Source organism: Mycobacterium sp. NGS54 (assembly GCF_059812465.1).
Genome location: NZ_JCALCS010000004.1, coordinates 275,427 through 298,109 on the forward strand (window position 1 = coordinate 275,427; position 22,683 = coordinate 298,109).

Here is a 22,683-nt window from a genome sequence, read left to right on the forward strand (position 1 = left end):
AGCCGCACGCTCGGTGGGAGTGCCGGCCTTAAGCTCGACGACCATGACGGTGTCGCGGCTGCGGCCCTACGCGACGACGGTGTTCGCCGAGATGTCGGCGCTGGCCGCGCGGATCGGCGCGGTGAACCTGGGCCAAGGCTTCCCCGACGAGGACGGGCCGGCGGCGTTGCTGAAGGCCGCCCAAGATGCCATCGCCGCGGGCGCCAACCAATATCCGCCCGGCATCGGCATCGCGCCGCTGCGCCAGGCCATCGCGTCGCAACGCCGGCGGCACTTCGGCATCGACTACGACCCCGACACCGAGATATTGGTGACGGTCGGGGCCACCGAGGCCATCGCCGCGGCGGTGCTCGGGCTGGTCGAGCCGGGCTCGGAGGTAATCCTCATCGAACCCTTCTACGACTCCTACTCGCCGGTGGTGGCGATGGCCGGCGCACACCGGGTGGCGGTGCCGCTGGTGCCCGACGGCCGTGGCTTCGCGCTGGACGCCGACGCCCTGCGGCGCGCGGTGACGCCCCGGACCCGCGCGCTGATCGTCAACTCGCCGCACAACCCCACCGGCACGGTGCTGAGCGCGACGGATCTCACCGCCATCGCCGAGATCGCGGTGGCCGCCGATCTTTTGGTGATCACCGACGAGGTGTACGAGCACCTGGTGTACCCCTCCCCCAAAGGCAATCGGCACCTCCCGCTGGCCGGCTTCGACGGCATGGCCGAGCGCACGATCACCATCTCGAGCGCGGCCAAGATGTTCAACTGCACCGGATGGAAGATCGGATGGGCCTGCGGTCCAGCGCAACTCATCGCCGGGGTGCGGGCGGCCAAGCAGTATCTGAGCTATGTCGGCGGCGCACCGTTCCAGCCCGCGGTGGCTCTCGCGCTGGACACCGAGGACGCCTGGGTCGCCGAACTTCGCCGCTCCCTGCAGGCCAGGCGGGACCGGCTGTCCGCCGGGCTGACCGAGATCGGCTTTGCCGTGCACGACAGCGACGGCACCTACTTCCTGTGCGCCGACCCCCGCCCGCTCGGGTACGACGACAGCACCGCCTTCTGCGCGGCACTCCCGGAGAAGGTCGGCGTGGCCGCCATCCCGATGTCGGCGTTCTGCGATCCGGCCGCCCCCCACGCCGACGTGTGGAATCACTTGGTGCGCTTCACATTCTGCAAACGTGACGAGACCCTCGACGAGGCGATCAGGCGACTGGCGGCGCTGGGGGGCCCATAACCCGCTTGCGGAGTCCCTCCAGCGCGGCATGCAGGATCTTCTTGCGGACCCGGTTGATGAAGAACTCAGGCAGTGGCGCCGACGGTTCGAGCGTGATGCCAAATCGCACGCGGGTCTTGTCGTCGCCCTCACGGGTCAGGTTGTACTCGCCGTGCTGGCCGTGTTGGTGGATGGTCTTCTCGGCGTCCCACACCATCCAATCCGGACCCCAGTGGTACTCCAGCAACTGCGTGTCGAAGATGCCCATCACCCTGATCGTCATCTTCACGTGGCACGGTCGCCCGTCGGGATAGGTGTCGATCACGTCGGCCTTCTTGTGCACCGCGGACCATGACGGCACGTTGTCCATGTCGGCGAGCGCGTCCATGATGACTTCCGGCGGCGCGTCGATGACGATCTCCGACGATGCTTGTACGGCCACTGGCTAAGTCGCACCGCCCGATTCCCGGCCGCCCGTCAACAGCTCGCTGAGCCCCTTCACCGAGGCGTCGAGAACCTTTTCGGTAGCGCGCTTGACGACGAACGCCGGGATGGGCCCGGCCGGTTCGACGGTGATGTCGAAACGCACGCGCGTCTTGTCGAGGCCCTCGGGCTTGAGGTTGTACTCGATGTGCTGGCCGTGTTGTTGGGCGGTCCGCTTGGCGTCGTAGACGACCCAGTCGGGGCCCCAGTGATATTCCAGGATCTCCTTGTCGACGATCCCGAGAATCTTGATCTTGGTCTTGACGTGATGGGGCCGGCCGTCGGGATAACGGTCGATCACCTCGATGTGTTTGTGCAGCGGCGACCACGATGAAAGGACGCCGACATCTGTCAGCGCCTCCATGACCACTTCCGGCGGCGCGTCAACGACAAATTCCCGTGATGCTTTTACGGCCACTGAAGAACAAACTAACCCCAGCGCCCCACGCGTGGGTGGGGTTCGCCGTAAATCGATACTTACCAGCCGATTTCGTCGAGCGGTGTGGTGGTCGCGGGCGGCGGCCCCACCGGGCCGGCCGGTGTCCGGGAGAAGCGCGGCGCGGGAGCGGCTTGCTCGACGCCGTGCGCGGTGATCACCGTCGACCGGGCGTTCAAATGGTCATTGGCAGCGGCCTCACTCCAGGTCAGCACCGGGGTGACGCACGCGTCGGTGCCCGCGAAAACTTCCGTCCATTCGTCGCGGGTCCGGCTGGCGAAGCGCTTCGCGAAGGTGTCGTACATCCGTGGATACGAAGCGATGTCGAGCTGGCCGGGCACCTCATCGGCGGACAGCCCGAGCCCGCTCAGCAGGGCCGCGAAAAATTGCGGCTCGATGGCGCCGACGGCGACGTACTTGCCGTCGGAGGTCTCGTAGCACCGGTAGAACGGGGCGCCGCCGTCGAGCAGGAACGATTCGCGCTCGTCGCGCAGCGAACCGGTTGACTTCATGGTCCACATCATCTGGGCGAGCAGGCTGACGCCGTCGACCATCGCGGCGTCGATCACCTGGCCCTTGCCCGACCGCTCCCGCTCGTAGAGTGCGACCGCGATGCCCAGCAGCACCAGCATCGAGCCGCCACCGAAGTCGGCGACCAGGTTCAGCGGCGGCATCGGCGGCCGGTCGGAATAGCCGAGCGCCGAAAGCGCACCGGTCTGCGACAGATAGTTGATGTCGTGGCCGGCCGTCTGGGCCACCGGGCCGTGCTGCCCCCAGCCGGTGATCCGCGCGAAGATCAGCCGCGGGTTGACCGCCGCGCAGTCGTCGGGCCCGATGCCGAGCCGCTCGCAGGTGCCGGGCCGGAAGCAGTCGAGCAGCACGTCGGCCTTGGCGGCCAGCTCCAGCAGCGCCTGAGGCTGCGACTTGACGTCGAGGTCGACGATCCGCTTTCCGCGGTGCAGCAAGTCGCGGTCCTCGGGCGGCATCGTCAGTCCGCCGGGCCGCCGGACGCGCACCACGTCGGCGCCGAGGTCGGCGAGCATCATCCCGGCGTGCGGGCCCGGCCCGATGCCGCCGAGTTCGATCACCCGCACCCCGGCCAGGGGACCAGCGCTCGTCACCGGGACTAGCTGCCCTTCTTCAGCTGAAGCACCCGCTCGCGCAAAGCCTTGGTCGCGGAATCGATCGTGCCCTTGACGGCCCGTTTCAGCACGAAGCCGGGCAGCGGCACGTTGGGGTCGACGCTGATCTCCATCTTGACCAGGGTCGCTTCGCCCTGGGGAACCAGCGTGTACTTGCCGTCCTGCGATTTCTGCTGACCCGAGCTGACCAGCGTCCAGCTCACGTCGTTGCCGCTCCAGGTGTAGGCCACCACCTGTTCGTCGGTGATGCCCGCGGTCCTGACCCTCATCTTCACCTTGCTGGGCCGCCCGTCGTCCCCGGTCTCGAGGATCTCCGCACTCTGGTGAGGCTCCGACCATTCGGGCATCGCTTCGAAGTCGGCGATGACGTCCAGAATCTCCTCGGGACTGGCTTCGATGACGATGTCGCGGGATTCTTTGATTGCCATGCCCGCACAATAGGCGAACCGGCGTGTCGGCCGGAATGGTTTGGACCGGGCGTACCGTCGTGCTTGTGACTGATCCCCTCGTCTACACCGTCGGTGACTACCTGTTGGACCGCCTCGCCGAACTCGGTGTCTCCGAGATCTTCGGCGTCCCCGGCGACTACAACCTGGAATTCCTGGACCACATCGTCGCCCATCCGACCATTCGGTGGGTGGGCAGCGCCAACGAGCTCAACGCCGGCTACGCCGCCGATGGGTACGGGCGGCTGCGCGGAATGTCGGCCGTGGTAACGACATTCGGGGTGGGCGAGCTCTCGGCGACCAATGCGATCGCGGGCAGCTACGCCGAGCACGTGCCCGTCGTGCACATCGTCGGCGGACCCTCGAAGGACGCGCAGGGCACCAGGCGCGCGCTGCACCATTCGCTCGGCGACGGCGACTTCGAGCACTTCTTTCGGATCAGCCGCGAAATCACTTGCGCCCAAGCCAATCTCATGCCGGCCACCGCGTGCAGAGAGATCGATCGGGTGCTGTCGGAGGTGCGCGAACAAAAGCGGCCCGGGTACCTGCTGCTGTCCACCGACGTGGCCCGCTTCCCCACCGAACCGCCCGACGCGCCGCTGCCGCGCTACACCGGCGGGACCAGCCCCCGCGCGCTGTCGCTGTTCATCGACGCCGCGGCCGAACTCATCGGCGATCATCAGCTGACCGTGCTCGCCGACCTGCTGGTCCACCGCCTGCAGGCGGTCAAGGAGCTCGAGGCGTTGCTGGCGGCGGACGTGGTGCCGCACGCCACCTTGATGTGGGGAAAGAGCCTGCTCGACGAGAGCTCCCCCAATTTCCTTGGCATCTACGCCGGTTCGGCCAGCGCCGCACGGGTGCGCACCGCGATCGAGGAGGCGCCCGTGCTGGTGACGGCGGGGGTGGTCTTCACCGACATGGTCAGCGGCTTCTTCAGCCAGCGCATCGATCCGGCGCGGACCATCGACGTCGGGCAGTACCAAAGCAGCGTGGCCGGTGAGGTTTTCGCGCCGATGGAGATGGGCGCCGCGCTGGAGGCGCTGGCCGACATCCTGGTCCGGCGCGGGATCGCTTCGCCCCCGGTTGAGTCCCCGCCGGCCGAGCCCCTGCCGCCGCCCCCGCCGCGCGATCAACCACTCACCCAGCAGATGGTCTGGGACCGGCTGTGTGTCGCGCTCACGCCGGGGAACGTGGTGCTGGCCGATCAGGGCACCTCGTTTTACGGAATGGCGGATCACCGGTTGCCACACGGCGTAACCTTCATCGGCCAACCGCTCTGGGGTTCAATCGGTTACACGCTGCCCGCGGCCGTCGGGGCCGCGGTGGCGCATCCGGACCGCCGGACGGTGCTGCTGATCGGCGATGGCGCCGCACAGCTGACCGTGCAGGAACTCGGCATCTTCTCCCGCGAAGGGCTGTCCCCGGTCATCGTGGTGGTCAACAACGACGGCTACACCGTCGAGCGGGCCATTCACGGAAAGACGGCCCCGTACAACGACATCGTGAGCTGGAGTTGGACCGACGTCCCGCGCGCGCTGGGGGTCGCCAACCACCTGGCGTTCCGGGCGCAAACCTACGGCGAACTCGACGACGCGTTCACCGCGGCGGCGAAGCATCAGGACCGCATGGTCTTCGTCGAGGTGGTCCTGCCGCGCCTCGAGATCCCGCACCTGCTCGGCCAGCTCGTCGGACCCATGTCGCCCGAGGGCAGAGGCTAGCGCGGGCGCCCCGTCCGGTCCGGGGTCGACGAGCGCAGCATCGCCTGCACGGTGCGCCGGCAGCGCCCGCAATCGGCGCCTGCCCCACACGCCTGGGCGACCTCGTTGGTCGTGGATGCCCCGGCGGCGACGCATTCGGCGACGGTGTGGCTGGTGACGCCGTTGCACAGGCAGACGAACATGAGCCGCGCTCAGTCGCCCTCGATGCGCATCGTGTCGAAAAGCCGGCCGACGAACAGCGGCGGGTGGGCGCCGACGCCGACGCCCGACATCCATTGCGCCGCGGCGTCGGGATGGTCGATCCAACGCTGCGCGGCGAGCTCGTCGGGAAACTCCGACAGGATCAGGACCTCGTGTTCATCGTCGAAAGCCTGGAAGACCGAGGCCTTTCGGACACCGGCCGCGGTGAGCCCGTCCATGGCCGAGCGGAATCCCGCGGTGAGGGTCGCCACGTCCTCGACGGACGCGATCGCGCACACCACCACGCCGGGCGCGGCCGGTTTGGGCGACGTGCCCGGAACAAACCTGTCGATGATCTCGCCGGCAAAGACGGCGGGTATGTCCTCGACGCCCGCGGCATCGAACCAGTCGAAGAACACCCGCGAGCGCAGCAGCTCCACGATCGGCTCGCGGCTGTGCAACCCGATCATCACCAGCACGCGCCCGTGGTCGTGGGTGGACGTGTACACCAGCACATGGTGGGCGCCGATGTCGGCGAGCGCCGCCTTGTTGCGCTCGAGCAGCGGCCACACCCGGGTCGGGTCGGGGATGCGATAGTCCGATGCGATCACCATCGAGTGAATGTCGCCGGTGCTCAATGTCGTTGTCCTAGACCGGGTTGAACGACGAGATGAGCCACTTCCCGCTGGCTTTCGTCAGCGTCACGGTCACGCTGCTGTTGGTGAACGTCGGTTCCGGCCGATCTTTGCTCTGCGTGCTCTGGTTGACGAACAGCAGCACGACGGCCGAATCCGGATGCAGTTCCGACACCGCGGCGCGCAGCACCACGGCGGTGGTCTTCACCGACTTCTGTTTGGCGGCGGGGGCGACGATCTGCTGGGTGAATTGGTCGTAGTAGGACAAGAAGTCGCCAGTTAGGTGCGACTTCGCGGAAGAAAAATCACGGTCGAGGGTGTCGGGCGAATACGACAGCACCGCCACCGTTCCGTCGCTGGCGGCCGAGATCGCCGACTTCGCGGCCGACGCATCCGTCGCCCGGTCCGGCCGGTAGGAGAACCAGTAAAGCCCACCCAGCAATGCCAGCGAGGCGACCACGAACAACGCCAGCACGGCCGGGACGACCTTGCCGGTCGACCGCTTCTTCGCCTGGGCGGTAAGGCGTTTCCAACGTCCGGGCGCTTCGCCGTGGTCGTCGATGTCCTCGGCGGGCCCGGCCTTCGCCGACTCTTCGGCGTCCGCCGTCTCCTCGGCCTCCGTGGTCTCCTCGACCTCGGCGGTATCTTTGACCGATTTGTCGTCTGCGGTCACGGCACAAACTCGACTTTCGATATCTTGAGCTGGCCACCGTCGCGAGCGACCGTGACGATGAGCCGGTAGTTACGCGGATCCTGCTTGGCCCCGGCCGCATTGGTGACCTCGGACGTGGAGGCCACCAACACCACCGCCGAATCCTTCGTCATCGAGTCCAGTTCCACCGCCGCGGCCTGAACGGTGCCCTGCGAGACCACCTTCGACTGCTCCACCACCTTGGTGAAATCGTCGGCCATCTTGAGGAAGTCGTCCTTGAAGCTGCCCGTGGAGTTCTCCACGATGCGCTGCACGCCCTGCTTGGCGTTGTTGAAGTCCAGCGACGTCAACGTGATGACACCCTGGCGTGCCGCGGCGACGAACTCGGCGGCGCGCTGTCGCTGCTGGACCGCATCGCGATGTTCCTTGATCATGTAGCCGCTGCCGCCCAGCGCGAGGACGGTAACGATGATCGCCAGGGCGGCGGCGAGCGTGGACCACTTCGGGCGGCGAAGCCGCCCGGCAAGGCGGAGCCGGCCGGCCGGCTTCGGCGCCTCGGCCTCGTCGCCGGCGGCGTCAGTTTCGGCGGCCAGCTCTTCGGCCTCCGCGTCTTCCACGGCTTCCGTCTCGTCCGCCGTGACCTCGGGCGCCGAGTCGGCCGCCTCGGTCTCCGCGGATTCCGTTGCCTCCGCTTCGTCTTCTGCCGCGACGGCTTCTTCGGAGGCTTGTTGCTTGGCTGCGGCGAGCTGGGCCTCGCGGCGCAACTGAATGGCGCGCGCCCGGGCGCGGGCGGCGGCAGCAAGGGCTTCCGCCTCTTGGGCTTCCGCCTCGGCCTGTTCGGCCAGCGCCCGGATTTCGGCGGCGGTGCTTGGGGTTTCGTCCTCGTTCACCGGAACCGATTTCGTGTCAGCGGCATTCTGGCGAGTGCCGCCACTCACCGCTCACCAGCCCGAGAACGAGGCTGCTCGTGACTCAATGCCAAACTCCTCTACCGCTCGCCGACGGGCCACGGCGTCCCAGCGGGGGCGTCGTCGCCGTTGGGCCACCCTACTCGGGATGCGCATTAGCGGCGAGCATCTGCGCCGATATTCTTCCGCCGCGAATGTCACGACGACCGGGAGAGCCACGTTATCACCCTCACCTGAGAGGACCGCCCGCCCCGTCGTGCCGTCGCTGTACAAACGCATAACAAGCTGTGGAAATACGGTTCTCTTATCGAGCATACGGTGCGGACCGGCCCGGCTAGTGCAGCAAGTCCTTGACCACCTTGCCGGTGGCGTTGAGGGGCAGCGCCTCCAGGAACTGCACGGAGCGGGGCACCTTGAAGCCCGCCATGCGTTCGCGGCACCAACCGATCAATTCTTCTGCGCTGAGCGCGTCTTCGCGGTCTTTACAGACCACGAACGCCTTGCCCACCTGTCCGAGCCGCTCGTCGGGAACGCCGATCACAGCCGCCTGGGCGACGGCCGGGTGGTCCATCAGGAAGCCTTCGATCTCGGCCGGATACGCGTTGAATCCGCCGACGATGAACATGTCCTTCTTGCGCCCGACGATCCGGAGCCGGCCGGACCCGTCGGTAAAGCTGCCCAGGTCTCCGGTGTGCAGCCAGCCGTCGGCATCGATCGCCTCCGCCGTGGCGACGGGATCGTCGAGGTAGCCCTGCATGACGCCGTAGCCGCGAACCAGCACCTCGCCGTCGTCGGCGATGCGCACCTCGACACCCGCGCAGGGCACGCCCGCGGTGGTGGCCACGTCCTCGAAGGAGTCGCCGGGCAGGGACAGCGTGACGTTGCCGGCCTCGGTGAGCCCGTACCCGGTCATCAGCGTCTGGAACGGCAATTCGTCGTGGATGCGACGAACCAGCTCGACGGGGATGTCGGCGGCACCGGTCACGCCGGCCCGCAGCGTCGACAGCTTCGACTTGTCTTGCACCGTCAGCAGCGAGTGGTACAGCGTCGGCGGGCCGGGCAGCATCGTGATGCGTTCCCGCCCAATGAGATCCACCACCGTGTCGACGTCGAAGACCGCGACCGGCAGCATCGTCGCCCCGCGCAGGAAGGACGTGATCAGTCCCGCCTTCAGGCCGAACGTGTGAAAGTACGGGTTGATCTGCAGGTAGCGGTCGCCCCGGCGCAGATCCGCGAGCGTCGCCCATTCCTCGTACATGCGCAGCGTTTGGCGATGATTCATCATCGCGCCCTTCGGGCGGCCGGTGGTGCCCGAGGTGAAAATGATGTCCGAGATATCGGTGCCGCTCACCGCCCGCTCGAAAGGGGAACCGCTGGAAAGAAAGTCGGACTTCAGGTCGATGACGGGAGTCCCCGCGGGCGCGGCGTAGTCCTGGCCGAGAAACCCCTTCTGCACCAAGACGGCCTTGACGCCGCTGCGGGTGATGATGTCGCCGGCTTCGTCGGCCTTGAACCGGGTGTTGACCGGTACCAGCACGCCACCCGCGGTGAGCAGCCCGAAAGCCGCGATGATCCACTCTGCCGAGTTGGGCGCCCAGATCGCGACCCGATCACCCTTGTCGACGCCGAGGCTCGCGAAGGCGCCTGCGGCGCAACGGATTCGCGCGACGATATCGTTGAACGTCAAGCGCAGCGGACCGTCGACAACCGCTTCCGCGTCGCCGAAGCGGTCCGCCGCGCTCAAAACCATCTCGGGGATGGTGCCCCAGATCCGATTGGCCGGCTCTCCCCCGCGAGCGGGAGGTGCCCCCACCTCATCGCGCTTCGCGCTCTGCATCGTCACCGCCCGGCCGGGGTTTGCCGGTGCGTCACACGGTGACAAGCCGGCCGAGGTTGCCGCCCATGATCTTTGCCTGGTCGTCGACCGATAGGTGCGACAGCGCGTTGACGTAGAACGTCGGCTCCGCCAGCCCCTCGGGGTGCGGCCAGTCGGAGCCGTACAGCACCTGTTCCACGCCGACGAGGTTGATCAGGTCGTCGATGCCGTCCTCGAAGAACGGGCTGACGTGGATGCGGTTCTTGACCATCTCGACGGGGTCGCTCGGGAACGCCTCCGGGGCCTTGCGGAAGACCTCGGTCAAGCCGTCCAACAGCGGGGTCATCCACTTCGAACCGGCCTCGACGATCGCGACCTTCAGCTTCGGGTGGCGGTAGAGCGCGCCGTGGATCACCCACGAGCCCACCGCGTCCTGGATCGGCCGCCACTCGTTGAGGATGCCCATCGCGTTGGTCTGGAACGGCAGCATCTCCTGTTCGGCGCCGTCCCACTCGGAGGTGTACCGGGAGTAGCCGCTGTCGCTGGAGTGCATGCCCACCAGCACGTCGTGCTCGACGACCCGCTCCCAGAACGGGTCGAACTCGGGTAGCGCGAACGACCGGGGGCCGCGGAACCCGGGGACCGGAGCCGGGCGCACCAGAATGCAGCGGGCACCGCGCTTGACCGCCCATTCCAGTTCCTCGATCGCCTTCTCCACGATCGGCAGGGTGATGACCGGGGTGGTGAAGATGCGGTTCTGGTAGTTGAAGCCCCAGACGTCATCCAGCCATTCATTGAGCGCGTGGACCAGGACGTGGATGGCGACCGGGTCGTCCCGCAGCCGCTCCTCGAGCAGGCTGGCCAGCGTCGGGAACATCAGAGTGCGGTCCAGACCCAGCTCGTTCATCTTCTCCAGACGCGGGCCGGGTTCGAAGAACGCCGGGATCGCACGCATCGGCTCGCCGAACAGCTCGCGCTTGGTTTTGCCTTCCGGGTTGCCGTACTTGAAGTACTCCTCCCAAGCACCCGGCCGGGCGACGACCTCGAAGGTCGGGTTGGGGATGTAGTTGCTGATGTGGCCGCGGATAGCGATCTTCGTCCGCCCATTGACCTGCACGTACTGGACGTAGTCCTTGTACGCCTTGGGCAGGTATTTGGTCAGCGCCTCCGGCGGCTCGTACAGATGGTTGTCCGCGTCAAAGATCGGAAACGGGACGTCCTCCCGGTGTGACAACTGGCCCATGAGATCCTCCTTCGCAATTTGCGAGAATACTATTCTCTTCGGGCGCCCGCGCGCAACGTGCCCCCGCCCATGGGGTCGGTCGGGCGCGATCAGCAGGTGGCGACGATCTTGAACGTGGCGGAAGCCGGCTCGGTTGGCTTGTCGCTCTTATAGCCGTTGGCCGTACCCGTGATCGTGAACTTATCGCCGCTCAAGCTCATGTCGGCGTTGCCGCCGTCGTCCTTCGAGTACATGCCGGTGAATCCACCCAGATTCTGGATGCGCACCGATTGGGCCGTGAGTGGCTGCGCTCGTTGGTCGATGACGACCTTCGCCCCGGCGAAGTCGCCGCCGATGTCGATCGTCCGGTACCACTCCAGCTGGCTGCACTTGACGACGTTGATCTTCGCGTCGGTCCCGTTGACGGTCACCGAGGCGGTGCTGGAAAGCTGCGTTTGCGCCTTGGGGCTGCAGGCGCCGAGGGCGGCGACGGCGAGCGCGACGGCGGCAACGGCCACGATTCGGTTACGCACTGGGCCACCTCGATCCTGGCTGACGAACTTCTGGGACCTGCTGCGATGATGTTATTCTCCCCGAAAGAGAATGCCAATATCGGCGTTTCGGCTGTCCCTTTATTGGAGCGATGACCACATGGTGGACCTGGAGTACAACCCCGGTCTGGAAGACGGGCTTGCGGTGCTCACCATCGATCGCCCCCACGCGCGCAACGCCATCGCGCCGGACACCATGGAGCAGCTGGAGAAGGCGATCGATGCCGCTGCGGGCGCGCGAACGCTGGTCATCAAGGGTGCCGGCGACCGGGCGTTCGTCTCGGGCGGTGATCTCAAGGAGCTGAGCGCGCTTCGGACCGAAGAAGACGCCGCCGCGATGGCGAAACGGATGCGGTCCATTTGCGATCAGCTCGCGGCGTTCCCCGCCCCGGTCGTCGCCGCCCTGAACGGCCACGCCTTCGGCGGCGGCGCCGAAGTCGCCGTGGCGGCCGACATCCGGGTCGCCGCCGACGACATCAAGATCGCTTTCAATCAGGTGGCGTTGGAGATCATGCCGGCCTGGGGCGGGGCCGAGCGACTGGCTGCGATTGTCGGAAAGAGCAAGGCGTTGCTGTTGGCGGGCACCGGAACCGCCCTCGACGCCGCCGAGGCGGAGCGGATCGGCTTGGTGGATCTGGTGTTTCCGCGTGCCTCCTTCGACGAGGGCTGGCGATCGATCGCCACGTCGCTGGCGCGCCACCCGGCGGCCGAGATAAAGCGGGTAATCAGCGGCGTTTCCCCGGACGAAGCGATAGCATCCTTTGCACGGCTGTGGGTTGCCGACGCCCACTGGCAGGCCGCAGAGCGGGTGATGAACCGCACCGCCAGTCCGCGCCCGGCAGCCGAAGGAGCGACATGATCAGCACCGCGAAGAGACTGTTGGGCGTCGGATCGGCGATGTTGCTGGCGCCGGCGGGGCTGCTGGTGGGCGCCGGGCCGGCCCACGCCGACCCCGTCTGGCATCAGGTCGTGTACATCGTCTCGGCCAAGGTTCCGGCCTACGTCGATATCTTCTACCAGGATCAGGACCCGACGCTCTTCTCCGACTACAGCCACAACAACTACGCGTTCACCCCGCAGGTGCACGCCGACGTCGCGCCGGGTAAGCCGTGGGTTCAGCCGGTGAACCTGTTGAACCCGGATCAGTGGGCGATGGTCACGGCCACGACCGGTCGTGAACCGGTGGCACAGGGCGGTGTTCAGTGCGACCTGTCGGTGGACGGGAAGGTCGTGGTCTCCAACATCGGCCCCAAGGGCGCGCTCTGCTCGTTGCGGACCTGGTGAACCATCCAGCTTTGCGGTATCCCCGCGATGGGCTGCGGCTCGCCTTCCAGCCGGCGTAGATAACTTTCGACCAAATCCAAGGTTTCGGCGTGACCGCCGGAAATGCCGACCGCCTGCTCGAGCACCAAAAACCGCGACAGGCTGGTCATCAGGACGGTCCAAACCACCGGCGGCACGTCGCCGCCGTCCCACTGGCCTTCCGCGCCGTAGCGCTGCAGCGCGGCCGCCACGGCCTGGCGCTGTTCTTCGCGGAAACGTTCGGCGTAGTACGCGATTTCGGCTCGCATCTCCTTGCGGTGATTGGCCAGCGCCATGAACTCCATTGAGATGCGGGTGAATGCGGGATCGGTGCCGAATCGCCACAGCGCCCACAACGGCTGAGGGCAGTCCAGGGCGCGAGCTTGCACCTGAAGACCCTCCTCGGCGCGGCGCCGGAAGACCTCGAGGAACAGCTCGTCCATGGTGCGGAAGTAGTAGTGCACCAGCTGTGGCTTCAAGCCCGCCTTGCTCGCCAGGCGGCGCGACGTCACCGCGGCGTAGCCTTCCTCGACCATCAGCCGCTCGGCCGCGTCGAGCAGCAGGGCGCGATTCTTCGCGTCCGGCGCTCCGATCCTGCGGGCCGAAGTCATATCCCTGCTCCGTATTTCTTCATTGGTGCCGACCACACGGATCGTATCGCGGCACCGCGTTGCGACCTTGACCCTGACAATACCGCCATGCTAAGCAGGTGCTCAGCACATTTTTGGCTTTCGGAATTGGGCGGCGGTGCCGCTTGCCGCCGAACCTCACCGGTAGACCAGCCCAGGGAGACGCAGTCCTATGAGCAGCTTCGACACGATCGACTTCTTCACCGATCAATCGCTGGTGCCCGATCCGCACCCCTACTTCGACTACCTGCGCAGTCAGAACCCCGTGCTGCGGCTGCCGCACCACGGGGTCGTCGCCGTCACCGGCTACGAGGAGGCCACCGAGGTCTACAAGGACCCCGACACGTTCTCGAACATCGTCGCGCTCGGCGGGCCGTTCCCGCCGCTGCCGTTCCAGCCGGAGGGCGACGACATCAGCCCCCAGATCGACCAGCACCGCAGTTACTTCCCGATGTTCGAGCACATGGTGACGATGGATCCACCGGACCACACCCGCGCTCGCTCGGTGCTGAGCAAGCTGCTGACCCCGAGCCGGCTGAAGCAGAACGAAGAGTTCATGTGGCGCCTCGCCGACCGTCAGCTCGACGAGTTCCTGACCAACGGCGAGTGCGAATTCATCAGCGAGTACTCAAAGCCCTTCGCCACCTTGGTGATCGCCGACCTGCTCGGCGTTCCCGAGGAGGACCACAAGGAGTTCCGCGTCATCCTGGGTGCCGACCGTCCTGATGCGCGGGTGGGCGCCCTGGACCACGAGTCGGTCGGCATCAACCCGCTGCAGTGGCTCGACGAGAAGTTCTGCGCCTACATCGAGGACCGGCGCCGCGAGCCGCGCAACGACGTCCTGACCTCGCTCGCGACGGCGAAGTACCCCGACGGGTCAACCCCCGAGGTCATCGAGGTAGTGCGTTCCGCCACCTTCCTTTTCGCCGCCGGCCAGGAAACCACGGCCAAGCTGCTCAGCGCCGCGCTGCAGGTGATCGGCGAGCGGCCCGACATTCAGCAGGAGTTGCGCGACGACCGCAGCCTCATCCCCGGGTTCATCGAGGAATCGCTGCGGATGGACAGCCCCGTCAAGAGCGACTCGCGGCTGGCGCGCCGGGCTACCACGGTCGGCGGCGTGGACATCCCCGCCGGCACCGTCGTGATGGTGTTGCCGGGCGCCGCCAACCGCGACCCGCGCCGGTTCGACAAGCCGCACGAGTTCGATCTGCGCCGCAAGAATGTTCGCGAGCACATGGCGTTCGCGCGCGGCGTGCACTCGTGTCCGGGCGGCCCGCTCGCCCGGGTGGAGGGCCGGGTCTCCATCGAGCGCATCCTGGACCGGATGAGCGACATCAAGATCAGCGAGGCCAAGCACGGCCCCGCCGGCGATCGTCGCTACACCTACGAGCCGACGTACATCCTGCGGGGGCTCAGCGAACTCCACCTCACCTTCACGCCGAACGGCTAAGGCCCGCCGTCGATCTGCTCGAAGATTCCCGAGAACTCGAACGGGGTCTGCGCGATTCCGCTGCCGTCGACGGCATCGACGGCGCCCAACGTGCCCGTGATGTCGCGGGGCAGTTCCCACATGGACAGCTCGCCGATGTTGTTCTGCTGGGCGAAGGCAGTCAGCTGCTGGGCGTCGGCGAGGCCGAAGATTTCGCTGGGGTCGTCGTTGATTCCGATCAGCGGCGTCACCCCGAGCATGTGCCACGCCTGCTGGCTGGTCATCGACGGGTAGAGCGTCATCAACTGGCCATGGGTGGCCGTCGCGGCGTCGATCGCGTACGCGCCCATGCCGGGGTTTCCGGGCTGGTCGAACCCGTTGCCGTAGTCCATGGCCATGATGTTCACGCGGGAGACGTCCACGCCATTGGTCGCGGCGATCTGCAGGACGCTCAGCCCGCCGCCCTGCCCCGCGACCAGGCCCGTGGGCAGCACCGGAAGGGTGTACGAGACCGTCACCGGCGTGCCGTTGGCCGCCTCTTGCTGCTGCAGGATGGCGATGGCCTTCGACTGCGTGTTCATCGCTTGAGTGTTGCCCTGCAATGCACCTTCGACGTCGAAGTCGAGGTTGTAGATCTTGTAGGTGTTCACGATCGTCGCGTACTGCTGCGCCAGTGCGGTGGGGGTCTGACCGTTGACGGCGGAGAGGTCGGTGCCGAACGCGCCGCCGAAGGAGATGGTCCCGTTGATGCCTGCGGCTTTCATGTTGGCGATCTGGTTGTCGATGAAAGCGCTCTGGGAGCCGCCCGTCACGTCGTACGCCGAATAGCCGCCCCAGGATGCGTTACCGCTCGGGTCGGCGTTTATGAAGGCGAGCGTGGCGTTCTTGACTCCGTTGTGGGCGGCCGTCGCAAAGTCGTATCCGTTGGGGCCGGGCCACAGCGTGATGTCGACATAGGGCGAGTAGACGCCCGAACCCGTGCCGCCGGTGCCGCCGCCGAGGCTGGTGCCGTCGTGGCCCTTGCTCCCGTTGGCGCCCGGGCTGCCGAACGTCGCCGAACCGCCGGCCCCGCCCGCGCCACCGGTGCCCCCGACGGCCCCGTCGCCGCCGTTACCCCCGTTACCGCCCATGCCGCCATTGCCGTACAGCAGGCCGCCGCTACCGCCGCCGCCGCCGGTGCCGCCGTTGCCTCCGTTGATGCCCGGGGAACCCCCGGCCCCGACCGTGCCTGCCCCGCCGGCGCCGCCCCGGCCGCCGTTGCCAAACAGGCCGGCATCGCCGCCTCGGCCGCCCGGCTTGCCGGGAAGGCCGGAGCCGCCGTTGCCACCGTTGCCGGCGAGGAGCCCACCGGGGCCGCCGTTCTCCCCAGGTGCCCCGTCGGCGCCGTCGCCGATCAGCGGGCGACCCAGCATCGCGTTGGTGGGCGCGTTGATCACACCCAGCACGTCTGCCTCCAGCGCCTGCAAGGGCGATGCGTTGGCCGCCTCGGCGGCCGCATACGCATTGCCGGCGCCGTTCAGCGCCTGCACGAACCACCGGTTGAAGGCCGCCGCCTGGGCGTTCAGCGACTGATACGCCCGGGCGTAGCCGGAGAACAGCGACGCGATCGCGGCCGACACCTCGTCGCCGGCGGCGGGCAGCAACGCGGTGGTTCCGGCGGCCGCGAGCGTATGGGCCGCGGTAAGTGTCGAACCGATGCCGGCCAGCTCCGCGGCCGCCGAGGCCACCGTCGCCGGTGCGGCAATGAGAAACGTCATGGCGCCACCCGCTTTGTCGGCGTATTACGAGATCTGGCAGATGCTATTGAGCGCGGATAAAACGCCAAAGGCGTCGCCGGATAACCGTTATTCAACCGTTATGCAAGACGTATATCTCGATGACAATACGCGCGTTCGCGTCCAGCGTATTGACAATTGCGTCGGCAAAAACTAAGCGAGTGTCCTGCCGATGAAATAGCAGCCGAGCAGTGCGACGGCCATCAGCACGACCCAGGCGTCCGTGAGTCGGCACAGCAGGGCGGGAGCCTGACGCACCTCCATGAACTCCCGAAAGATGATGCGCACCTTGACGAGTGCGATCACGATCACGCTCGACGTGACCACCGCGCTGGCCCTCAGCGACCCGTCCAGCGAATGATCTATCCATAGGTAAGCGAGGGTCAGCGAGGCCAGCACGAGCCAGACGACCAACAGCCTCTTGTTGAATTTGATGTCGATCACCTCACCACGTAAAGCAATGCGAAGATGAGCACCCAGAGGAAGTCGACGGTGTGCCAGTACGTGGCGCAGGTTTCGACGAGCTCCTGGGACCGCCTCGCCGGACTCCGGAGTTGGTAGACGATGACGCCGAGCACGACGAAGCCGATCAGCAGGTGCACGAAGTGGATTCCGGTGAGGAAGAAGTAGTAGGTGAAAAAGTCGTTGCTGTCCAACCCATTTCCCGCGCGGACCAACCGCGCCCACTCGAACACCTTGAAACACAAGAACACTGCGGCGAATGCGGCCGTGATGAAGGCGTCCCGCAGCGCCGCTCGGTAGGCGCCGGCGCGGGACGACTGAACACACCGCGCCACCGACCACGAGCTCAGCAGCAGGACGAGCGTGTTGAACACCCCGATCCGTAGGTCCAGCTGCGCCTGGGAGTGCAGGAAGAGCTCGGGGCTTCGGGCGCGGTAGAACAGGTAGAAGCCGAAATAGCCTGTGAAAACCAGGGTCTCGAACAATACGAAGGCCCACATGTCGGGCTGGCCGGGCACGAATCTGGCGGGCTTGTCTGTCGGCGCGATCATTGCGACGCCTTCGCGAGGTCAGGCAGCGGCCCGCTACCGAAGTCCTCACGTTGGATCATCCGCCTGAGCAGGAAGATGAAGACTCCCGTGTATAGGCCAAACACGACCACGTCCAGCCACCAGGCAATCTGGCCGTTCCACGCCAGGACGCCGCGTCGGAAGATCCACGCTGGCGACACCACGACCTCGGTGAGCGCGTTGCACAGGTTCAGGTAGCCGAACCACTTGGGAAAAACCCGGTTCCTGTCGATCAGAATCGCGAGCATCCACACGAGCGAACCGATCATGAACACCCCCATAGTGCCCGTGAACGACAGGAAAGCAAAGTCGTAGGTCCAGACGATTAATTCCGGATTGCGGTCCCGCCGGAGGGCTCCCGCCGTCAGCGCTACACACAGCACCAGCATCCCGGGTACCGCACTGAGTGAATACAACACTAGATAGACGTAGCCAAAGGCACGGCTGACCGACATGCGGCGCATCGAGTAGGCGATCAAGGCGTTGATGATCGCGGTCATTCCGGTGATCGTGAAGACGATGGCGAAGCCGACAAGTATCCCAAAATGGTTGTCGTGGAACCACCGCACGACCCTCTGAGTGTCCCAGGCGGGGCTTGGCGGAGGCTGGGTGTGGGTGATCACAAAGAACACCACACCGTAGAGGCTGTAGAAGACGACGAGTGTCCACCACGCCAACCACAGCTCACGCTTGGGGTTGTGTCGGAAATGCCAGGCGATGCGGTGAGGCAAAGGACCCGCCGGCGGCGGCCCCGGCTCATCCCGCGGCGACACCGTCGGCGTGATCGCCGACCTCATGCAGTGACCCGGCCTGGATCACGCCGGCGTTCATCGCCGCGTTCCCGACGAATCGCTTGGGCCAGAACGACACCCGTCACAACAATCCATACCGCAACGGCGGTGTTCTTCAACCAGAACGACAGCGTCCCGTTCCACGCCAGGGGACCCGACAACGCCAGGCCGACAAACGCCGCCGGCACGAACGCGGCCGCCACGAGAAGGTTGAAATGTGCCACCCAGCGCGGAAACACCGGGCGTGATGGGTCGTCGAAATATATTGCGAAGGCAAGGATCACACATTGGGCGATCAGATAGGGCACCTCGGTGGTGAATGCGATCCACGCCAGATCGTTGAACATCTGAGTCAGCTCCGGATTTCGCTCCGGCCGGAAGGCGGCCACCAGCCAGCAGATATTCGCGATGAGGAAGAGGGTGGGGCCGCCGGCCACGCATCCGAGCAACGCGTACGAGAAGATGGGCGTGCGGTGGGCCATCCTGCGGACTTGCATCACAAGCAAGATCAGAATCGGGATGAGGCCCACACCGAACCAGTTGAACACGATCATGCTGTAGCGGATCTGCGGCAGGTGCGCGGGATCGCGATAGAACGCGGCCACCTGCTCGGCCGACATGCTTGGTGACATCGGCGGTTTGAACCCAGGAAACAGGAAGAAGCAGGCGATCCAGATGATCACCGTCGCCGGCAACGTCCACAGCAGGATCAGCTCACCGTCGGTACGGCGCAAGGCGGTTCGCGAGGATCGGCGGACTTGTGCGTCGTTGTCGCCGACGTCGGACATCGCCTAGCTCCTTCGCTGGGACGGCGTGGATGCGTAACCCCGTTAGTCAGCGAAACTAGCCGATCGGCTACCCTCGGGTCAATAGCCGATCGGCTACGCTTCCGGTGTGCTTTCCCCGCCAACCCGGAGCCGGTTCCGCTTCATCACGCGCAGCGCCGCGCAGACCCGAATCCTCGATGCCGCGCTGCAGTTGATCGCCGAGCACGGTGTCGGCGGAACCTCGCTGCAGATGATCGCCGACGCCATCGGGGTCACGAAAGCCGCCGTCTACCACCAGTTCAGGACCAAGGAGCAGATCGTCATCGCGTTGACCGAGCGCGAACTCGGCGGCCTCGAGGAGGCCTTGGAGGCGGCCGAGGCACACGATCACCGGTCCACCGCACGGGAGGTGCTGCTCGACCGGGTGATCGACGTCGCCGTCGAACGTCGCGGCGCCGCAAGCACCCTGCAATTCGACCCCGTCGTCGTGCGACTGCTGGGCGAGCACGAACCCTTCCAGCAATTCATCCAACGGCTCTACGGTGTGCTGCTCGGCGACGCGGCCGAGGATGCGCGGGTGTCGGCGGCCGTGCTGTCGGGCGCGATCGCGGTCGGGGTGGTGTCGCCCCTGGTGGCCGACATTGATGACGACACCCTGCGCTCCCAGCTGGGCCGCATCACCCGCCGGCTGATCGACGCGGCCGATTGATCGCGACGCCTCCACCGAATTTCTTGGTCCGATTGGGCGGTCGCTCGGGTACGGTTCTTCCATGAGCAAAGTCGCGCGTCTCGCCGCCGCGGCGATCATGGTCACCGCCGGCCTGGGCACCGCGACGGTCGCTCACGCCGACAACCCGCCGTGGCCGTTCGTGGGCTATCACTGGTGCCCGGGCCAGATGTTCGATCCCGCGTGGGGACCCCAGTGGGAGCCGACCACCTGCCACGACGCGCACCACCGGGACATGGACGGCACGGTCCACAACTTCGACTACTGGGGCCCCAGCCCCTTCCAGGACTGGCCGGAGATCCCGAACACCCGGCCGTGAATCGCGCCGAATCGACTTAGGTGTCGCCGCGCTCCCAAACCTGTGTTCCGTCATGCGCGTTGCAGACGAGGAACAGGCCGTCCGGCGCCTGCGCGACGTAGTACTCCGGGAAATCGACGCACGACGAGCCCTCGTCCTTCACGCCGGCCATCGGGGGCGACCGGAACCAGCGGGGCTCGTAGCGCCTCGGCGAGCCGCAGAACATCAGGCGCCCCGGCTGCGTCGCGAACGACACGTAGTAATCGGCGGTGCCGAACACGTAGTACGTGGTGTTGTCGCACGGCGCACCCAGCACCCGGTGCGGCATGATGCCGGGCGTGCAATCCGGGTAATCGCAATTAACCGGCGCGGCGGCGGCTTGCGGCGCGGCCAAGCCACCGAGGCCGAGCAACACGGCGAGCGTTGCCATTATGAATCGCACGGGATTACTTTAAATTACTTCGCCCACCGCTGGGAATAGAATTCTCTCGCTTGGAGAAGATGGCGCGCCTAATGCCGCTGTCTCCGTCGCCGGCCCGCCTACCTGGCAGTGATAATGTGGCTCTCCTGTAGGCGCGGACGAGGAGGTGATCCAGTGCCTCGGCGCAAGCTTCCCGCTGGGGCGACCGTCGCCGAAAATCGACGAATGGGTGCCCTATCCGCGTCACCGTCAATTTTGGCCGCGGAGATTGCTGACGCCACAGACGTGGCGGAGGCGGAGGCCCGCGCCGCGGCCGCCCGCGCCCGCGCGCTGCGGTTGCGTGAGCAGGCCGAGGCGGCGCCGAGCGAACAGAACACCGGGGCCGCGAGCGCCGAAGCGACCGGGTCACCGTCGCGGTGGCGCCGGCTGCGTCCCCGTCGCCCGAGCCGGAAGGCCATGGCCGCGGTCGCGGCGGTTGTGGTCAGCTGCGCCTCGCTGGCTGGCAGTGGGTACCTGGTTTGGCATCACCGCGGCGTTGTGCAGCAAAGGAATCGCAGCTCGGAATTCGCCGCGGCCGCCCGCGACGCCATCGTGACGATGATGACGATCGATCCGGCCAAGGCGCGAGAAGATCTGCAGCGTTTCGTCGACGACACCACCGGGACATTCAAACTCAGCATCCTGATGGGCGGTGAGGACGCCGTAAAGGCGGTCGAGCAGTCCAAGGTCGTTTCCAAGGGCACGGTGCAAGCCGCAGCCGTGGAGTCCATGAGCCAGGATTCGGCGATCGTCCTGATCGCGGCGAAATCCGAGATCACCAAACCCGGTGCGGCCAAGCCGGAAACGCGCCCGATGCGGATCGTCGTCACCGTCGAACGCGACGCCGGGCAGCTGAAGATCTCTCGACTCGAGTTCGTGCCGTGACGGTCGACAGCGCGGCGCATCAAGAGGCGACCGAGGAGCCGGCGCGCGCCCGCCGAACCGCCGCGGTCGGGCGCTGGACGCGGCGTTGCCTGGCGCGCTGGCGTCCAATTCTGTTGACGCTGCTGCTGATTGCAGCCCTCGGCAACGCAGGCCGAATTTTCTACTTCGACTACCGTCCGGATCTGCAGACCGACCGAGCCACGGCGCACCAGGTCATCAAGGCGGCCAGCGAAGGCGCGGTTGCGTTGCTGTCCTACTCCCCCGAAACTCTTGACCGCGATTTCGCCAACGCCAAATCCCGCCTCACCGAGGATTATCTGGCTTACTACCAACGGTTCGCCGACCAGGTCGTGGGGCCGTCGGCACAGCGCGGCCAAGTCACGACGACCGCCAGCGTGGTCAAGGCCGCCGTGTCGGAACTGAGTCCGAATTCGGCTGTGGTGCTGGTCTTCATCAAACAGAAGACCACGAGCAAGGCGAAGCCGGAACCGGTGGTGACGTCGAGCAGCCTGAAGGTGGCGATGGAAAAGGTCAGAGGTTCATGGCTCATCGACAAATTCGATGTCCTATGAGCGCTACGGGTTTCGAAGTAAACCATTCCGCGACATGCGGGGGCGGTGTTAGTCTGTGAATTCGATTCGCTTGGAAATGGCGGTCTTTAGCGCGTCAAGGAGCACATGATGCGTCCGATGAATATGGCGGTTAGCGCAACAGTGGTGGCCGTCGGTGTCGTCGGCGGAGTCGGCGCGGCCCCGTCGGCGTGGGCCTATGACCCGGCCATCAACGGGACGTACACCGCCACCGTAGTCGGCGACTGGGCCCGCACCAACGAGGTGCTCCACCAGGAGCCGGTGGTGCGCAGCACCTGGACCATCACGACGTCGTGCTCCACCGCCTACCGGTGCGACGGCACGGTCGTGAGCGACCAGGGCTGGACCGCGCCGATATTCATGAACGAAGGGAAAACCTGGTTCGTCAAACGCGACATTCCCAATTGGACAACGTGTCCCGACGGCACCTCATACGTCGGCCACGACGTCATCCATTTCTATCCCGCCAACCCGGAGACCGGCGAGAACGTGCTTGGGTCGCCGGTGCTGGCCGGACGGGAACAGACGTCCGGCCCCAGCGGCGCCTGCGGCACCAACAAGCCGCTGTACATCGACCAGCCGTTCAGGCTGGACAAAATAAGCTGA

At 66.4% G+C, this 22,683-nt stretch carries 28 protein-coding genes; 10 read left to right on the forward strand and 18 right to left on the reverse strand.

Features of this window, described 5'->3' with window-relative positions; all coding sequences use genetic code 11:
- The first annotated feature begins 43 nt into the window (after positions 1-43).
- Complete coding sequence (locus AC5Y5E_RS13715; protein ID WP_499903530.1) at positions 44-1,225, forward strand: pyridoxal phosphate-dependent aminotransferase; 1,182 nt, start codon at positions 44-46, stop codon at positions 1,223-1,225.
- Here AC5Y5E_RS13715 and AC5Y5E_RS13720 read toward each other — a convergent pair.
- Genes AC5Y5E_RS13720 through AC5Y5E_RS13735 form a run of 4 tightly spaced genes read right to left on the reverse strand, consistent with a single transcriptional unit; the run spans position 1,194 to position 3,693 of the window.
- Positions 1,194-1,646 carry an SRPBCC family protein gene (locus AC5Y5E_RS13720; protein ID WP_499903531.1) on the reverse strand — a complete coding sequence of 151 codons (453 nt, stop codon included), beginning with the start codon at positions 1,644-1,646 and terminating at the stop codon, positions 1,194-1,196. The genes AC5Y5E_RS13715 and AC5Y5E_RS13720 overlap by 32 nt on opposite strands.
- A 3-nt stretch (positions 1,647-1,649) precedes the next feature.
- The gene (locus AC5Y5E_RS13725) at positions 1,650-2,105 is read right to left on the reverse strand and encodes an SRPBCC family protein (protein ID WP_499903532.1); all 456 of its coding nucleotides are present in this window, start codon (positions 2,103-2,105) and stop codon (positions 1,650-1,652) included.
- Between the two features lie 59 nt (positions 2,106-2,164).
- Complete coding sequence (locus AC5Y5E_RS13730; RefSeq protein ID WP_499903533.1) at positions 2,165-3,244, reverse strand: CaiB/BaiF CoA transferase family protein; 1,080 nt, start codon at positions 3,242-3,244, stop codon at positions 2,165-2,167.
- A 5-nt stretch (positions 3,245-3,249) separates the two neighbouring features.
- Positions 3,250-3,693 (reverse strand): SRPBCC family protein, encoded by a 444-nt coding sequence (locus AC5Y5E_RS13735; RefSeq protein ID WP_499903534.1) that lies wholly within the window; start codon positions 3,691-3,693, stop codon positions 3,250-3,252.
- Between the two features lie 35 nt (positions 3,694-3,728).
- Between AC5Y5E_RS13735 and AC5Y5E_RS13740 the strand changes: the two genes are divergently transcribed.
- Positions 3,729-5,429: an alpha-keto acid decarboxylase family protein gene (locus AC5Y5E_RS13740; RefSeq protein WP_499903924.1), complete on the forward strand. Its 1,701-nt coding sequence runs from the start codon at positions 3,729-3,731 to the stop codon at positions 5,427-5,429.
- On the opposite strand, the gene AC5Y5E_RS13745 is transcribed toward AC5Y5E_RS13740, so the two are convergent.
- The 7 genes from AC5Y5E_RS13745 to AC5Y5E_RS13775 all read right to left on the reverse strand — a co-directional run bounded on the left by AC5Y5E_RS13745 (position 5,426) and on the right by AC5Y5E_RS13775 (position 11,375).
- A complete protein-coding gene (locus tag AC5Y5E_RS13745; protein WP_499903535.1) occupies positions 5,426-5,611 on the reverse strand; it encodes a (2Fe-2S)-binding protein in 186 nt (61 codons plus the stop codon). The genes AC5Y5E_RS13740 and AC5Y5E_RS13745 overlap by 4 nt on opposite strands.
- Before the next feature lie 9 nt (positions 5,612-5,620).
- Positions 5,621-6,247, reverse strand: a complete 627-nt coding sequence (locus AC5Y5E_RS13750) for a fatty-acid--CoA ligase (protein WP_499903536.1) — start codon at positions 6,245-6,247, stop codon at positions 5,621-5,623.
- A 10-nt stretch (positions 6,248-6,257) separates the two neighbouring features.
- Positions 6,258-6,917, reverse strand: coding sequence for a twin-arginine translocation pathway signal (locus AC5Y5E_RS13755; RefSeq protein ID WP_499903537.1), 660 nt, complete (start codon positions 6,915-6,917; stop codon positions 6,258-6,260).
- Entirely contained in the window at positions 6,914-7,786 is an 873-nt protein-coding gene (locus AC5Y5E_RS13760) for an Rv1363c family protein (protein ID WP_499903538.1), read from the reverse strand. The genes AC5Y5E_RS13755 and AC5Y5E_RS13760 overlap by 4 nt, the downstream gene beginning before the upstream one ends.
- Before the next feature lie 352 nt (positions 7,787-8,138).
- Positions 8,139-9,641 carry a FadD3 family acyl-CoA ligase gene (locus tag AC5Y5E_RS13765; RefSeq protein ID WP_499903539.1) on the reverse strand — a complete coding sequence of 501 codons (1,503 nt, stop codon included), beginning with the start codon at positions 9,639-9,641 and terminating at the stop codon, positions 8,139-8,141.
- A gap of 31 nt (positions 9,642-9,672) precedes the next feature.
- On the reverse strand, positions 9,673-10,863 hold the full coding sequence (locus AC5Y5E_RS13770; RefSeq protein ID WP_499903540.1) for an amidohydrolase family protein: 1,191 nt from the start codon (positions 10,861-10,863) through the stop codon (positions 9,673-9,675).
- Between the two features lie 89 nt (positions 10,864-10,952).
- A complete protein-coding gene (locus AC5Y5E_RS13775) occupies positions 10,953-11,375 on the reverse strand; it encodes a lipoprotein LpqH (RefSeq protein ID WP_499903541.1) in 423 nt (140 codons plus the stop codon).
- A 118-nt stretch (positions 11,376-11,493) separates the two neighbouring features.
- Between AC5Y5E_RS13775 and AC5Y5E_RS13780 the strand changes: the two genes are divergently transcribed.
- Positions 11,494-12,252, forward strand: coding sequence for an enoyl-CoA hydratase/isomerase family protein (locus AC5Y5E_RS13780; RefSeq protein ID WP_499903542.1), 759 nt, complete (start codon positions 11,494-11,496; stop codon positions 12,250-12,252).
- Positions 12,249-12,677 carry an Rv2576c family protein gene (locus tag AC5Y5E_RS13785; RefSeq protein WP_499903543.1) on the forward strand — a complete coding sequence of 143 codons (429 nt, stop codon included), beginning with the start codon at positions 12,249-12,251 and terminating at the stop codon, positions 12,675-12,677. Before AC5Y5E_RS13780 ends, AC5Y5E_RS13785 begins: the two co-directional genes overlap by 4 nt.
- On the opposite strand, the gene AC5Y5E_RS13790 is transcribed toward AC5Y5E_RS13785, so the two are convergent.
- The gene (locus AC5Y5E_RS13790) at positions 12,593-13,306 is read right to left on the reverse strand and encodes a TetR/AcrR family transcriptional regulator (RefSeq protein WP_499903544.1); all 714 of its coding nucleotides are present in this window, start codon (positions 13,304-13,306) and stop codon (positions 12,593-12,595) included. The two genes, AC5Y5E_RS13785 and AC5Y5E_RS13790, sit on opposite strands and share 85 nt — an antisense overlap.
- Before the next feature lie 190 nt (positions 13,307-13,496).
- Here AC5Y5E_RS13790 and AC5Y5E_RS13795 point away from each other — a divergent pair, with 190 nt between their 5' ends.
- Positions 13,497-14,774 carry a cytochrome P450 gene (locus AC5Y5E_RS13795; protein WP_499903545.1) on the forward strand — a complete coding sequence of 426 codons (1,278 nt, stop codon included), beginning with the start codon at positions 13,497-13,499 and terminating at the stop codon, positions 14,772-14,774.
- Here the strand turns inward: AC5Y5E_RS13795 and AC5Y5E_RS13800 are convergent.
- The 5 genes from AC5Y5E_RS13800 to AC5Y5E_RS13820 form a co-directional block, all read right to left on the reverse strand.
- Positions 14,771-16,510 (reverse strand): PE domain-containing protein, encoded by a 1,740-nt coding sequence (locus AC5Y5E_RS13800; RefSeq protein ID WP_499903546.1) that lies wholly within the window; start codon positions 16,508-16,510, stop codon positions 14,771-14,773. The genes AC5Y5E_RS13795 and AC5Y5E_RS13800 overlap by 4 nt on opposite strands.
- Before the next feature lie 171 nt (positions 16,511-16,681).
- Positions 16,682-16,969 carry a cytochrome C oxidase subunit IV family protein gene (locus tag AC5Y5E_RS13805; RefSeq protein ID WP_499903925.1) on the reverse strand — a complete coding sequence of 96 codons (288 nt, stop codon included), beginning with the start codon at positions 16,967-16,969 and terminating at the stop codon, positions 16,682-16,684.
- Positions 16,969-17,541, reverse strand: a complete 573-nt coding sequence (locus AC5Y5E_RS13810; protein WP_499903547.1) for a cytochrome c oxidase subunit 3 family protein — start codon at positions 17,539-17,541, stop codon at positions 16,969-16,971. The genes AC5Y5E_RS13805 and AC5Y5E_RS13810 overlap by 1 nt, the downstream gene beginning before the upstream one ends.
- Positions 17,538-18,356, reverse strand: a complete 819-nt coding sequence (locus tag AC5Y5E_RS13815; RefSeq protein WP_499903548.1) for a hypothetical protein — start codon at positions 18,354-18,356, stop codon at positions 17,538-17,540. Before AC5Y5E_RS13815 ends, AC5Y5E_RS13810 begins: the two co-directional genes overlap by 4 nt.
- Complete coding sequence (locus AC5Y5E_RS13820; RefSeq protein WP_499903549.1) at positions 18,353-19,138, reverse strand: hypothetical protein; 786 nt, start codon at positions 19,136-19,138, stop codon at positions 18,353-18,355. The genes AC5Y5E_RS13815 and AC5Y5E_RS13820 overlap by 4 nt, the downstream gene beginning before the upstream one ends.
- A 106-nt stretch (positions 19,139-19,244) precedes the next feature.
- On the opposite strand from AC5Y5E_RS13820, the gene AC5Y5E_RS13825 reads away from it, so the two are divergent.
- On the forward strand, positions 19,245-19,826 hold the full coding sequence (locus tag AC5Y5E_RS13825) for a TetR/AcrR family transcriptional regulator (RefSeq protein WP_499903550.1): 582 nt from the start codon (positions 19,245-19,247) through the stop codon (positions 19,824-19,826).
- A gap of 61 nt (positions 19,827-19,887) precedes the next feature.
- Positions 19,888-20,163, forward strand: coding sequence for an Mtp family mycobacterial-type pilin (locus tag AC5Y5E_RS13830; RefSeq protein ID WP_499903551.1), 276 nt, complete (start codon positions 19,888-19,890; stop codon positions 20,161-20,163).
- A 16-nt stretch (positions 20,164-20,179) separates the two neighbouring features.
- On the opposite strand, the gene AC5Y5E_RS13835 is transcribed toward AC5Y5E_RS13830, so the two are convergent.
- On the reverse strand, positions 20,180-20,572 hold the full coding sequence (locus AC5Y5E_RS13835; protein ID WP_499882937.1) for a hypothetical protein: 393 nt from the start codon (positions 20,570-20,572) through the stop codon (positions 20,180-20,182).
- 216 nt (positions 20,573-20,788) lie between these two features.
- Between AC5Y5E_RS13835 and AC5Y5E_RS13840 the strand changes: the two genes are divergently transcribed.
- From AC5Y5E_RS13840 to AC5Y5E_RS13850, 3 genes are all read left to right on the forward strand, one after another.
- On the forward strand, positions 20,789-21,487 hold the full coding sequence (locus AC5Y5E_RS13840; protein WP_499903552.1) for an Rv1363c family protein: 699 nt from the start codon (positions 20,789-20,791) through the stop codon (positions 21,485-21,487).
- Complete coding sequence (locus AC5Y5E_RS13845; RefSeq protein WP_499903553.1) at positions 21,484-22,059, forward strand: twin-arginine translocation pathway signal; 576 nt, start codon at positions 21,484-21,486, stop codon at positions 22,057-22,059. The genes AC5Y5E_RS13840 and AC5Y5E_RS13845 overlap by 4 nt, the downstream gene beginning before the upstream one ends.
- A gap of 117 nt (positions 22,060-22,176) precedes the next feature.
- A complete protein-coding gene (locus AC5Y5E_RS13850; RefSeq protein ID WP_499903554.1) occupies positions 22,177-22,683 on the forward strand; it encodes an Rv2253/PknI dimerization domain-containing protein in 507 nt (168 codons plus the stop codon).

What these genes read in the sequence shown, in the direction of transcription:
- AC5Y5E_RS13715 (WP_499903530.1), top strand. Translation starts at nt 44, where the DNA reads ATGACGGTGTCGCGGCTGCGGCCCTACGCGACGACGGTGTTCGCCGAG.
- AC5Y5E_RS13735 (WP_499903534.1), bottom strand. Translation starts at nt 3,693, where the DNA reads ATGGCAATCAAAGAATCCCGCGACATCGTCATCGAAGCCAGTCCCGAG.
- AC5Y5E_RS13740 (WP_499903924.1), top strand. Translation starts at nt 3,729, where the DNA reads ATGGTTTGGACCGGGCGTACCGTCGTGCTTGTGACTGATCCCCTCGTC.
- AC5Y5E_RS13745 (WP_499903535.1), bottom strand. Translation starts at nt 5,611, where the DNA reads ATGTTCGTCTGCCTGTGCAACGGCGTCACCAGCCACACCGTCGCCGAA.
- AC5Y5E_RS13765 (WP_499903539.1), bottom strand. Translation starts at nt 9,641, where the DNA reads ATGCAGAGCGCGAAGCGCGATGAGGTGGGGGCACCTCCCGCTCGCGGG.
- AC5Y5E_RS13770 (WP_499903540.1), bottom strand. Translation starts at nt 10,863, where the DNA reads ATGGGCCAGTTGTCACACCGGGAGGACGTCCCGTTTCCGATCTTTGAC.
- AC5Y5E_RS13780 (WP_499903542.1), top strand. Translation starts at nt 11,494, where the DNA reads ATGGTGGACCTGGAGTACAACCCCGGTCTGGAAGACGGGCTTGCGGTG.
- AC5Y5E_RS13785 (WP_499903543.1), top strand. Translation starts at nt 12,249, where the DNA reads ATGATCAGCACCGCGAAGAGACTGTTGGGCGTCGGATCGGCGATGTTG.
- AC5Y5E_RS13790 (WP_499903544.1), bottom strand. Translation starts at nt 13,306, where the DNA reads ATGACTTCGGCCCGCAGGATCGGAGCGCCGGACGCGAAGAATCGCGCC.
- AC5Y5E_RS13795 (WP_499903545.1), top strand. Translation starts at nt 13,497, where the DNA reads ATGAGCAGCTTCGACACGATCGACTTCTTCACCGATCAATCGCTGGTG.
- AC5Y5E_RS13800 (WP_499903546.1), bottom strand. Translation starts at nt 16,510, where the DNA reads ATGACGTTTCTCATTGCCGCACCGGCGACGGTGGCCTCGGCGGCCGCG.
- AC5Y5E_RS13810 (WP_499903547.1), bottom strand. Translation starts at nt 17,541, where the DNA reads ATGATCGCGCCGACAGACAAGCCCGCCAGATTCGTGCCCGGCCAGCCC.
- AC5Y5E_RS13815 (WP_499903548.1), bottom strand. Translation starts at nt 18,356, where the DNA reads ATGAGGTCGGCGATCACGCCGACGGTGTCGCCGCGGGATGAGCCGGGG.
- AC5Y5E_RS13820 (WP_499903549.1), bottom strand. Translation starts at nt 19,138, where the DNA reads ATGTCCGACGTCGGCGACAACGACGCACAAGTCCGCCGATCCTCGCGA.
- AC5Y5E_RS13830 (WP_499903551.1), top strand. Translation starts at nt 19,888, where the DNA reads ATGAGCAAAGTCGCGCGTCTCGCCGCCGCGGCGATCATGGTCACCGCC.
- AC5Y5E_RS13835 (WP_499882937.1), bottom strand. Translation starts at nt 20,572, where the DNA reads ATGGCAACGCTCGCCGTGTTGCTCGGCCTCGGTGGCTTGGCCGCGCCG.
- AC5Y5E_RS13840 (WP_499903552.1), top strand. Translation starts at nt 20,789, where the DNA reads ATGGGTGCCCTATCCGCGTCACCGTCAATTTTGGCCGCGGAGATTGCT.
- AC5Y5E_RS13850 (WP_499903554.1), top strand. Translation starts at nt 22,177, where the DNA reads ATGAATATGGCGGTTAGCGCAACAGTGGTGGCCGTCGGTGTCGTCGGC.